The organism is Nocardia sp. NPDC050378, assembly GCF_040655675.1.
In the GTDB taxonomy this organism is placed as follows: Bacteria; Actinomycetota; Actinomycetes; order Mycobacteriales; family Mycobacteriaceae; genus Nocardia; species Nocardia coubleae.
In genome coordinates this window covers 141,682-151,405 of sequence record NZ_JBFAKI010000012.1, presented here as the reverse complement: position 1 = coordinate 151,405, position 9,724 = coordinate 141,682, and the positions used below count along the sequence as shown (strand labels likewise).

Sequence of the window (9,724 nt, the reverse complement as noted above, 5' to 3'; positions counted from 1 at the left end):
TCACCGAAGCCTCGGACAGCATCAGCAACTTCTCGGCGTACGCCTGAGCCTCCGCGACTACAGGATCGACGTCAGGGTTGGTGGGCGCAGACATCATCGACACGACCTCTCTTCGAAAGCTGTTGCTGTTTCCGGGAGTTACCCATAAATGGGGCACCTTAACTGCGGTGCACAGCGCACGGGAGGACTGTTACGGTCGGCTGGGTCGAGGCGTGGCGGTACGGACTGGGTCTGCTCCCGTCACTGAGCGCGTACGGTCAGATTCGACGCCGTTCGACGACTGCTTCGACCCAGACCATTTAGGCCGCATGCAAGTTCGCGCGAAGTGCAACCCAGCTGAGGGCGGCCCGGCCCGGTCTCCCGAGTCCATGCCCGGCCCACCGATTCGGATGAGCCGGGCATCGATCCGGGCGGTCCTCGGTGTCAGGCGGTCGCCGCGACCGGAGCCGCGGCGATCATCCAGTTGCTGAACTCATCGGCCAGGTGCCATTGATGCTCGTGAATGAGCCGGTCGGGTAGATTGCCCGGGAACTGGACCGTCAGTAGGGCTTCGAGAGTGCCGTCGCGGTCGCGGAACTGGTGGCGGACGCCGCCGATGAGCAGGCCGTCGTCGAGGAAGGCTTGGCCCGCACCACTTCGGCGCGCCGCGCTTCCCAGGCACGCACCTGCCGGCGGGTGACGCTCTCCTCGCTCAGCAGCCTGAACCGATTCGCCTCGGAAGAAGTCGACATCTCGGTGCTGAACTTTCGAGACGACGACGGCCTGCACGCTGTGCGCAGGTCACCGTACGTAAGCTGTGGCGAAAGCGGTGAATTCCGTCCGGAAGTCGCGGTAGGCGTGGCGCAGGTCGGCGCCGGGCCAGGGGTTCGGCAGGAATTCCGGGGGGAGGATCGGGTCGTGCAGGATGTGACGCACGACCGCTGCCGCTACCTCGAGGCGGTCTCGCATCGTGTCGGCGGTGTCGAGGGCGGCCAGTAGTTTCGTCGCGGTGTCGGCCCAGTCGGCGGGATGGAACAGGCGGGTGGCGAGGTCGTCGGGGTCGTCGGGGCGGCCGGTGACGTAGGTCAGCCGGTGGGCCGCGGTGATCTGCGCGGTGCCGAGGTTGTCCGGGCGTCCCCAGACGCCCTCGCGAATTTCGCCGAACTTGTTGGCCTGCAGCGATTCCCGGAGCAGAATGCGGTCGGCCGCGGCCTCGGCGCCGGTGGTGACGATCGCCAGTCGCCAGTCGCCGTCGTAGGGCCGCAGGATCGGGTCGAGGGCGAGATCCTGCAGTTTCTGGCGGTTCAGCAGTCGCGGGGTGAGGCGGTAAGTCGCGTCGTCGCGTTCGAGGTCGCCCGCCGACACCATGCGGGTCAGTGCCGCGCGAACCGTGGACTCCTGCAGGCCGAGTTCGGTCGCCAGGTGCACGATCGTCGCCGCCGACGCCTGCGCCGGGTGCGCGCCGAGCAGCACGCTCAAGATCGCCGAGCGCGCCGTGAGGCGACGCAGCGGCAGCGAGTTCCGCACCATCGGTCGATGGTAGCCAGTCGGTTGGCGGGCGACCGCGCACGGATCTGCGCCGGACAGGGCATTGCAAAATCGCGTCGTGCGATGCAAACTTGCAATACCGGTCGAGAGTGAGCCGGGACACCGACTGCCGGGAGGAACAGCATGGCAACCCACGAGGTGACGAACCAGGTACCGCCGCTGGTCGACTACGACCCGGCCGACTACCCGGTGGTGCTGGAAGCGCTGCACCGAGCGGGCGCGGCCCATGCCCTCGACGAGCTGCACGAGGTCGGTCGGCTGGCGGGCAGCGCGCAGGCACAGGAGTGGGGCGACCTCGCCGAAGCGCATCCGCCGGTGCTGAAGACCCATGATCGCTACGGTCATCGCGTCGACGAGGTCGTCTACGACCCCAGCTACCACCAGCTGATGGCCAACGCCATCGGCTTCGGCCTGCACGCCGCGCCGTGGGCCGACGATCGCCCGGCACCCCACCTGGTCCGGGCGGCCAAGATGAGCATCTGGGCCCAGGTGGACGCGGGCCACGGTTGCCCGATGTCGATGACCTACGCGGTGGTGCCCGCGCTGCGGGCGAATCCCGAACTCGCCGCGCGCTACGAGCCGCTACTCACCAGCGCGATCTACGATCCCGAATTGCGGGTGCCCACCACCAAACTCGGCCTCACGGCGGGCATGTCGATGACCGAGAAGCAGGGTGGCTCCGACGTCCGCGCGAACACCACCACCGCCGTGCTCCAGCCCGACGGTTCGTATCGGATCACCGGCCACAAGTGGTTCACCTCGGCACCGATGTCCGACTTCTTCCTGGTGCTGGCGCAGGCGCCCGGCGGACTGTCCTGCTTCTTCGTGCCCAGGGTGCTCCCGGACAGCACCCGCAACCCGTTCCACCTGCAGCGGCTGAAGGACAAGCTGGGCAACCACTCCAATGCCAGCAGCGAGGTCGAGTACGACAACACGGTCGGCTGGCTGGTCGGCCCCGAGGGGCGGGGTGTGCCGACCATCGTCGAGATGGTGAACCTCACCCGCCTCGACTGCATTCTCGGCAGCGCCGCGGGCATGCGGATCGGGGTCACCAACGCGGCCCATCACGCCGCGCACCGCAGCGCCTTCGGCGCGAGCCTCATCGACCAGCCGCTGATGCGCAACGTGCTCACCGACCTGGCCGTCGAGGCCGAAGCCGCGACCCTGGCCGGACTGTGGCTGGCCGAGCTCACCGACAACGCGGTGGCCGGGGACGAGCGGGCCTCGACATTGCGCCGGATCTCGTTGGCGGTGACCAAGTATCACGTCTGCAAGCGCGGCCCGATCCACGCGGCCGAGGCACTGGAATGCCTGGGCGGCAACGGTTATGTCGAAGAGTCGCGGATGCCGCGGCTGTACCGGGAGGCACCGCTGATGTCGGTGTGGGAAGGGTCCGGCAATGTCGCGGCCCTGGACACCCTGCGCGCCATGGCCAAGCAGCCCGAGACCCTCGGCATCTTCCTGGACGAGGTGAAGTCGACGGCGGGTTCCTCGGCCGAACTCGACACCGCGATCGGTCACCTCGAGCGGGAGTTCGCCGACTTCGACACGATGCAGTACCGGGCCCGCCGCGTCGTCGGGCAGATGGCGCAGGTGTTGCAGGGCTCGCTGCTGGTCCGCTACGGGCACCCGGCCGTCGCCGAGGGATACCTGCGGACCCGGCTCGCGGGCGACCGCGGCGACGTCTTCGGCACCCTCCCGCTCGGCGTCGACACCGCGGCGATTCTCGAACGATCCACCCCGAAGCTCGCCTGAGCCGGACAAGGAGCGCGATCAATGACGATCACACCCGGACGCAACGCCGCAGGCGAGGCCTTCGACTACGCCGAGATGCTGCACGCGCTGGCCGACGCCTCGGTCGACCGCGGCTTCAGCCCGTATCACGACATCGACTGGGAAGCACCGGAATTCCAGGTGGTACCGGGCGACCGGCGCTGGATTCTCCCCGAATCCGACCTCATCGGCCGCCACCCCTGGTATCAATCGCTGCCGGAGTCGACGCGGATCGAGCTCGGCATGTACCGGCAGGCCGGCATGGCGAAGGTGGGGCTGCAGTTCGAGCAGCTGCTGATGTCCGGGGTCATGCTGTATCTGCTGAACCTGCCCAACGGCTCGGCCGAGTTCCGTTACGCCACTCACGAAGTCATCGAAGAGTGCAATCACACGCTGATGTTCCAGCAGGCCGTCAACCGGGCCGGGGCGGATGTGGTCGGCTTCGGCAGGCTCTTCCGCGGCGTCGCGCCGCTGATCCCGCTGATCGCCCGGGTCTCGCCGACGTTCTTCTTCATGTGCATTCTCGCCGGCGAGGAGCCGATCGATCACATCCAGAAGGCATTCCTGCGCGGCCATCCCGATGACTACCACCCGATCCTGAAGGGTGTCATGCGGATTCACGTGGCCGAGGAAGCGCGCCACATCTCGTTCGCGCACGAGTTCGTCCGCAGGCATGTGCCGGAGTCGGGGCGCCTCGCGCGGGGCGCGCTGTCGGTGCTGTTGCCGGTGGCCATGCGGGTGGCGTGCGAGCTGATCGTTCCGCCCTCGCGGGAGTTCTGGTCCCGGTTCGATGTGCCCGATCACGTGCGGCGCGAGTTGTTCTGGGCGTCGGCGGGATCGCGCCGCGAACGGCGCGGATACTTCGGTGATGTGCGCGCGCTCGCCCACGAGGTGGGACTCATGAACCCGGTGGCGCGCGGTGTCTGGAAACTGGCGGGCATCGATGGGCCGCCCACGCGCTATCGCGGTGAGCCGGTCCGTGAACAGGCGCCCCGAGCCGCCAGCTGATCTCTACCCGTCGAACCCGAAGGAGCGCACTGTGTCCCACCCCGAGCCCGAATCCGGCGGACAACCGGCGGCCTGGTACGAGAGCTGGGCCGAAGGGCCTGACTCGCCGTGGCGCCACCGCCCCGACCCGGACTTCGAGCGCGAGTACGCCACGCTCACCTACGAACGCGACGGCCGGATCGCCCGGATCACGTTCAACCGCCCGGACAAGGGCAACGCCATCACCCCGCACACCCCGCGGGATCTGGCGCACGCGGTGGAGCGGGCCGACCTGGACCCGCGCGTGCACGTCATCGTGGTGTCCGGGCGCGGCAAAGGGTTCTGTGGCGGCTACGACCTGGACATGTTCGCCGAGCAGGGTTTCGCGGGCGCGGACGGGTCGGACGAGGTCACCGGAACGGTGCTCGACCCGGTCGTGAACGCGATCAACCACAACCCGCGGGGAGTGTGGGATCCGATGATCGATTACGCCATGATGAGCAGGTTCACCAAGGGTTTCGCCAGCCTGATGCACGCCAACAAACCGACCGTGGCGAAGCTGCACGGCTTCGCGATCGCGGGCGGCACCGACATCGCGCTGCACGCCGACCAGATCATCTGCGCCGACGACACCAAGATCGGCTATCCGCCCACCCGCGTCTGGGGCATTCCGGCGGCGGGCCTGTGGGCGCACCGGCTCGGCGATCAGCGCGCCAAGCGGCTGCTGTTCACCGGTGACTGCATCAGCGGCAAGCAGGCGGCCGAATGGGGTCTGGCGGTGGAGTCGTGCCCCGCCGAGGAACTCGACGAGCGCACCGAGGCGCTGGTGGAGCGCATCGCGCGGATGCCGGTCAACCAGCTGATGATGGCCAAGCTCGCGCTCAACTCCGCGCTGAACACCCAGGGTGTCGCCAACTCGGCCATGATCAGCACCGTCTTCGACGGCATCTCCCGGCACACCCGTGAGGGCTACGCGTTCCAGACCCGCTCGGCCACTGTCGGTTTCCGGGAGGCTGTGCGCGAACGCGACGACCCCTACGGTGACCACAAGCGCGCCCAATTCGAGCGGTGACGGGCGCCTCCGACGCGCTCACGAGATGATCGTCCTCGAAGAACAGGGTCATCTACGGCGGCGCCAACGAAATCATGAAAGAACTCATCGCCCGGTCCCTGTGACCGAGGAGGGCCTTATCCGTGACCGAGCACCTGGTGACCGTCGCACACGACGGTCCAGTGACCACCATCGGTATCAACCGGCCGCACGCGCGCAACGCGGTGGATCGCGCGACGGCCGAAGCGCTCGCCGACGCCTTTCGCGCCTTCGACACCGACCCCGATGCGTCGGTCGCGGTCTTCCGCGGCGAGGGCGGAACCTTCTGCGCCGGAGCGGATCTGAAGGCGGTGGCGGCCGGTGACCCGAACCGTTTCCAGCCGGACGGCGACGCTCCGATGGGCGTCTCCCGGCTGCGGCTTTCCAAGCCGGTGATCGCGGCGGTCAGCGGCTACGCCGTCGCCGGCGGGCTCGAGCTGGCCATCTGGGCGGACCTGCGGGTCGCCGACGAGGACGCGGTGTTCGGCGTCTTCTGCCGCCGCTGGGGCGTGCCGCTGATCGACGGCGGCACCGTGCGCCTGCCCCGGTTGATCGGGACGAGCCACGCGATGGACCTGGTCCTCACCGGGCGACCGGTGCAGGCCGCGGAGGCATTGCGGATGGGGCTGGTCAACCGGGTCGTGCCGAGCGGACAGGCGACCGCCGCCGCGCAGGCACTGGCCCGCGATCTGGCCGCCTTCCCCCAGACCTGCCTGCGCCAAGACCGGCTCTCGCTGCTGGAACAGGACGGTCTGACCGAAAGTGCCGCGCTGGCCAACGAATTCGAGCACGGCGCGATCTCGATATCCCAGGACACCCTCGCCGGTGCGACCCGCTTCGCCGACGGCGCGGGCAGGCACGGCGCGTTCGCCCACCACGGAGAAGGAACCACCGAGCAATGAGTAGCCTCGCCGGAAAGTCGGCAATCATCAGCGGGAGCGGTCGCGGCATCGGCGCCGCCATCGCCCACAAGCTCGCCGCGCACGGCGCGCGGGTCGTGGTCAACGACCTGGACCCGGCGGCCGCCGAACAGACCGTGCGCGAGATCGAGGCCGCGGGCGGCACCGCTATGGCGTGCGCGGGCAACATCACCGAGGCGGGCTTCGCCGATCGGTTCGTCGCGACGGCCGTGCAGGAGTTCGGCGGGCTCGACATCATCGTCAACAACGCCGGATACACCTGGGACGGGGTGGTGCAGAAGGTGAGCGACGAGCAGTGGGATGCCATCCTCGACGTGCACCTGAAGGCGCCGTTCCAGATTTTGCGGGCCGCGCAGCCGGTGATCAGCGCGGCGGCGAAGCGGGAGAAGGCCGAAGGCATCGCCGTCACCCGCAAGGTCGTCAACATCTCCTCGCTCGCCGGTCTCTACGGCAACGCCGGGCAGATCAACTACTCCGCGGCCAAGGCGGGCATTCTCGGCGTCACCAAGGCGATGGCCAAGGAATGGGGCCGCTACCGGGTCACCGTCAACGCCGTCGCGTTCGGCCTTATCAAGACCAGGCTGACCGAGTCCGCCGCCGACGGGGACGCGACCATCGAGATCGAGGGCCGTGAATTGAAGGTCGGCGTGAATCCGATGATCCTGCAGGCGGCACAGCACATCGCCCCGTTGGGTCGGCTGGGTACACCGGAGGAAGCGGCGGGCGCGGTCTACCTGTTGTGCTTGCCCGAATCCGATTACGTCACCGGCGAAGTCTTGGCCTGCAGTGGGGGACTGGTCGGCTGAGCGGGAGCTAGCGGAGTTCGTCGAGCATCTGCGCCCAGCGGTCGGCGACCTGGCCGCGGCGGCGGGAGTCGTCGTTGAGCATGCCGGCCAGGCCGAGGCCGCGGGCGCTGTCGAGGAAGGCCTGCACGGTGGTCCGGACGGTGGGGTTGTTGCCGTCCAGGCGCAGCAACTCGATCAGCGCCCAGAAGCTGCGCGCGCCGACCTCGAGCTCCATGGCGGCGACCCGAGGCGCCAGCACCGGGTCGTCGGAGGCGGCGATGCACAGTTGCAGAGCGGCCTTGAACGTCGCGCCCTGATGCAGCTCGACCACCCGGTGCACCGTCTCGCGCGTGCCGTCGGGACCCGCCGCGACGGTGTGCTGGAAGGACTCGATCTCCTGGACCCGGGTTTCCATGATGTGCTGCACCGACGCCGTGAACAGGCCGTCGCGATCCTTGAAATGATGCTGGATCGCTCCGCGGGTCACCCCGGCGCGCTCGGCCACCTCGGCGACGCTGGCATTGCGCCAGCCGCGGGTGGCGAGCACCTCCAGAGCGGCGTCGATGATGCGCTGATGGGTCGCGACGCCGTTCTCGTTCTGTGGTCCGCGTCGCGCGCTCGCCGTCATCGCCGGCCTACAGCTCGACGGTCAAAGTTCCCTCGGCACGTGACACACATGGGAGAAAGTATCCCGCGTCCAGTTCCTGGGGGCTCAGGGCGGTCGATCTGTGCTCGGGTGTGCCGTCGAGCACCCGCACGGCGCACGACCGGCAGAACCCCTGCTGGCAGGAGTAGGTGGCGTCCGGCCGGGCGGCGAGAATGGCGTCAAGGGCCGTCTGCTTCGCGCCGACGGTCAGGGTTTCCCCGGTGCCGGCCAGGTGGATGTCGAACTCCTCGCCGTCGACCACCGGTGCGGGGGAGAACCGCTCGTAGTGGAACTCGACATCGGGCCTGCCGACCAGGGCGGCGCGCAGGGCGTCGACCATCGGCGGCGGTCCGCAGGTGTAGACGGCGGGCGAACCGGTCAGCTCACCCAGCAGCGCCTCCGGTCCGGCCAGGCCGGCTTCGTCGTCGCAGTGCACGGTGATCCTGTCCCCGTACGCCGCGAGCTCGGGCAGGAAGGCCATCGACTCCCGGCTGCGTCCGCAATAGATCATCGTCCACGGCATCCCGACCTGGTCGAGGACCGCGAGCATCGGCAGGATCGGCGTGATCCCGATGCCGCCCGCGATGAGGCGCACCGCCGTCGTGGCCTGGTTGTAGCCGCCGACGGCGAGCGGGAAGGCGTTGCGCGGCAAGCCGATCCGCAGCCGAGATCCCACCGGCAGACCCTGATGGACCTCGGCCGAACCGCCGCGACCGTCGGGGATGAATCGCACCGCGATGCGGTAGCGGTGCCGTTCGGCCGGGTCGCCGCACAGCGAGTACTGCCGCATGAGGCCCGAGGGCAGCTCGACGTCGAGATGCGCGCCGGGCCGCCACGGCGGAAGTTCCGCGCCGTCGGCCAGTGCGAAGGTCACCGCGACGACGTTCTCGTCCCGCGCGACCACGTGGCGTTCGGTGACCACGACATCGAAGAACTGCTGCGGTCGCCCGAGCCCGGTGGCCGGCGGCTCGGCGAAGCCGTCGATCCAGTTCAGCGCCTCCATGCCCCGGGCGAGGACCCACATCAGGGGATCGTGGCGGAAGCGGCCGTGGGCGTGGGCGGGGATGTCGCGCAGGCGCGGGCGGTCCGTTTCCCTCATGCCGCGGCCCGGGATTCGATGGTCGCCAGGTAGGATAGCGCCTGCGCCATCGAACCGGTGTCGTCGGGCTGGTAGCTCGGCTTCAGGTAGTCGTAGACCGAGGTCAGCACCATGCCCAGGGTCGGCAGCAGCCCCCGTCGTCCGTCCCGGATGACCTCGTAGAGCACCCGCAGCCGGGAGTTGGGCGCGGCGGGGTCGTTCTTGATCAGGTACCAGATGAACCGGCTCGAGATCCAGACGGTCACCGGGAACACCACGAGCATGGTCCGCAGCCGCCGGATGTAGCGGTCGTCGAAGTACTCGGCCATCTCGTGGGCGACGGTGCGGTGCTCCATCTCCTCGGCGCCGTGCCACCGGAACAGCGCGGTCATGTTCGGGTCGGCGTCGTATTCGTCCCAGGTGCAGTTCAGGACGTAATGGCCGAGGAACGCGGTGAAGTTCTCGAGTGCCGCGGTGACGGCCAGCCGGTTGATCAGGTGCTGTCTGGTCCGTCGTGGGTTGCGGTAGCTGCGTGGGCCGAGCACGCGGCGCAGGAAGAAACGCGCCTGGGCCAGCAGCGGTTCGGGATCGATGCCGTTGCGCTGGAAATAGTCTCCGAGCGAATCGTCGTGCGCGTTCGCGTGCATGGTCTCCTGGCCGATGAACCCCAGCACATCCTCACGCAGGCGGGGATCGCGCACGTCGGGCAGCGCCTCCTTGAACGCTTCGATGAAGAACCGTTCGACCTCGGGGAAGAGCAGGTGATACGAGCTGATCGCGTGCGAGGCGACCGGCTGCCCCGGAATCCAGTGCAGGGGAGTGTCGGTGAGATCGAACGCCACTTGGCGGGCCTTGAGCTGGAGCGGTCCGATGTCGACGGTGTCCAGCACCGGCCGGGTCCTCTTGCGCAACTTCATG

At 68.7% G+C, this 9,724-nt stretch carries 10 protein-coding genes; 5 read left to right on the top strand and 5 right to left on the bottom strand.

Translation table 11 applies throughout. The features are described from left to right. Positions 1-423: 423 nt before the first annotated feature. Together AB0I35_RS24405 and AB0I35_RS24400 are read right to left on the bottom strand one after the other, a co-directional pair. The gene (locus AB0I35_RS24405; protein WP_357398584.1) at positions 424-768 is read right to left on the bottom strand and encodes a hypothetical protein; all 345 of its coding nucleotides are present in this window, start codon (positions 766-768) and stop codon (positions 424-426) included. A gap of 12 nt (positions 769-780) precedes the next feature. Further along, positions 781-1,509 (bottom strand): PaaX family transcriptional regulator C-terminal domain-containing protein, encoded by a 729-nt coding sequence (locus AB0I35_RS24400; protein WP_357398582.1) that lies wholly within the window; start codon positions 1,507-1,509, stop codon positions 781-783. 141 nt (positions 1,510-1,650) lie between these two features. Here AB0I35_RS24400 and AB0I35_RS24395 point away from each other — a divergent pair, with 141 nt between their 5' ends. From AB0I35_RS24395 to AB0I35_RS24375, 5 genes are all read left to right on the top strand, one after another. Beyond that, positions 1,651-3,282 carry an acyl-CoA dehydrogenase family protein gene (locus tag AB0I35_RS24395; protein ID WP_357398581.1) on the top strand — a complete coding sequence of 544 codons (1,632 nt, stop codon included), beginning with the start codon at positions 1,651-1,653 and terminating at the stop codon, positions 3,280-3,282. Between the two features lie 21 nt (positions 3,283-3,303). Next, on the top strand, positions 3,304-4,308 hold the full coding sequence (locus tag AB0I35_RS24390) for a diiron oxygenase (protein WP_357398579.1): 1,005 nt from the start codon (positions 3,304-3,306) through the stop codon (positions 4,306-4,308). 31 nt (positions 4,309-4,339) lie between these two features. Then, positions 4,340-5,359 (top strand): crotonase/enoyl-CoA hydratase family protein, encoded by a 1,020-nt coding sequence (locus tag AB0I35_RS24385; RefSeq protein ID WP_357398578.1) that lies wholly within the window; start codon positions 4,340-4,342, stop codon positions 5,357-5,359. Positions 5,360-5,481: 122 nt separating this feature from the next. Then, entirely contained in the window at positions 5,482-6,279 is a 798-nt protein-coding gene (locus tag AB0I35_RS24380; protein ID WP_357398577.1) for a crotonase/enoyl-CoA hydratase family protein, read from the top strand. Beyond that, a complete protein-coding gene (locus AB0I35_RS24375; RefSeq protein WP_357398576.1) occupies positions 6,276-7,103 on the top strand; it encodes an SDR family oxidoreductase in 828 nt (275 codons plus the stop codon). Before AB0I35_RS24380 ends, AB0I35_RS24375 begins: the two co-directional genes overlap by 4 nt. 7 nt (positions 7,104-7,110) lie before the next feature. Here the strand turns inward: AB0I35_RS24375 and AB0I35_RS24370 are convergent, their stop codons facing one another. Genes AB0I35_RS24370 through AB0I35_RS24360 form a run of 3 tightly spaced genes read right to left on the bottom strand, consistent with a single transcriptional unit; the run spans position 7,111 to position 9,723 of the window. Continuing rightward, positions 7,111-7,710: a helix-turn-helix domain-containing protein gene (locus AB0I35_RS24370; protein WP_357398575.1), complete on the bottom strand. Its 600-nt coding sequence runs from the start codon at positions 7,708-7,710 to the stop codon at positions 7,111-7,113. A gap of 7 nt (positions 7,711-7,717) precedes the next feature. Then, on the bottom strand, positions 7,718-8,827 hold the full coding sequence (locus AB0I35_RS24365; RefSeq protein ID WP_357398574.1) for a PDR/VanB family oxidoreductase: 1,110 nt from the start codon (positions 8,825-8,827) through the stop codon (positions 7,718-7,720). Beyond that, positions 8,824-9,723, bottom strand: coding sequence for a metal-dependent hydrolase (locus tag AB0I35_RS24360; protein ID WP_357398572.1), 900 nt, complete (start codon positions 9,721-9,723; stop codon positions 8,824-8,826). Before AB0I35_RS24360 ends, AB0I35_RS24365 begins: the two co-directional genes overlap by 4 nt. Between the last annotated feature and the right edge of the window lies 1 nt (position 9,724).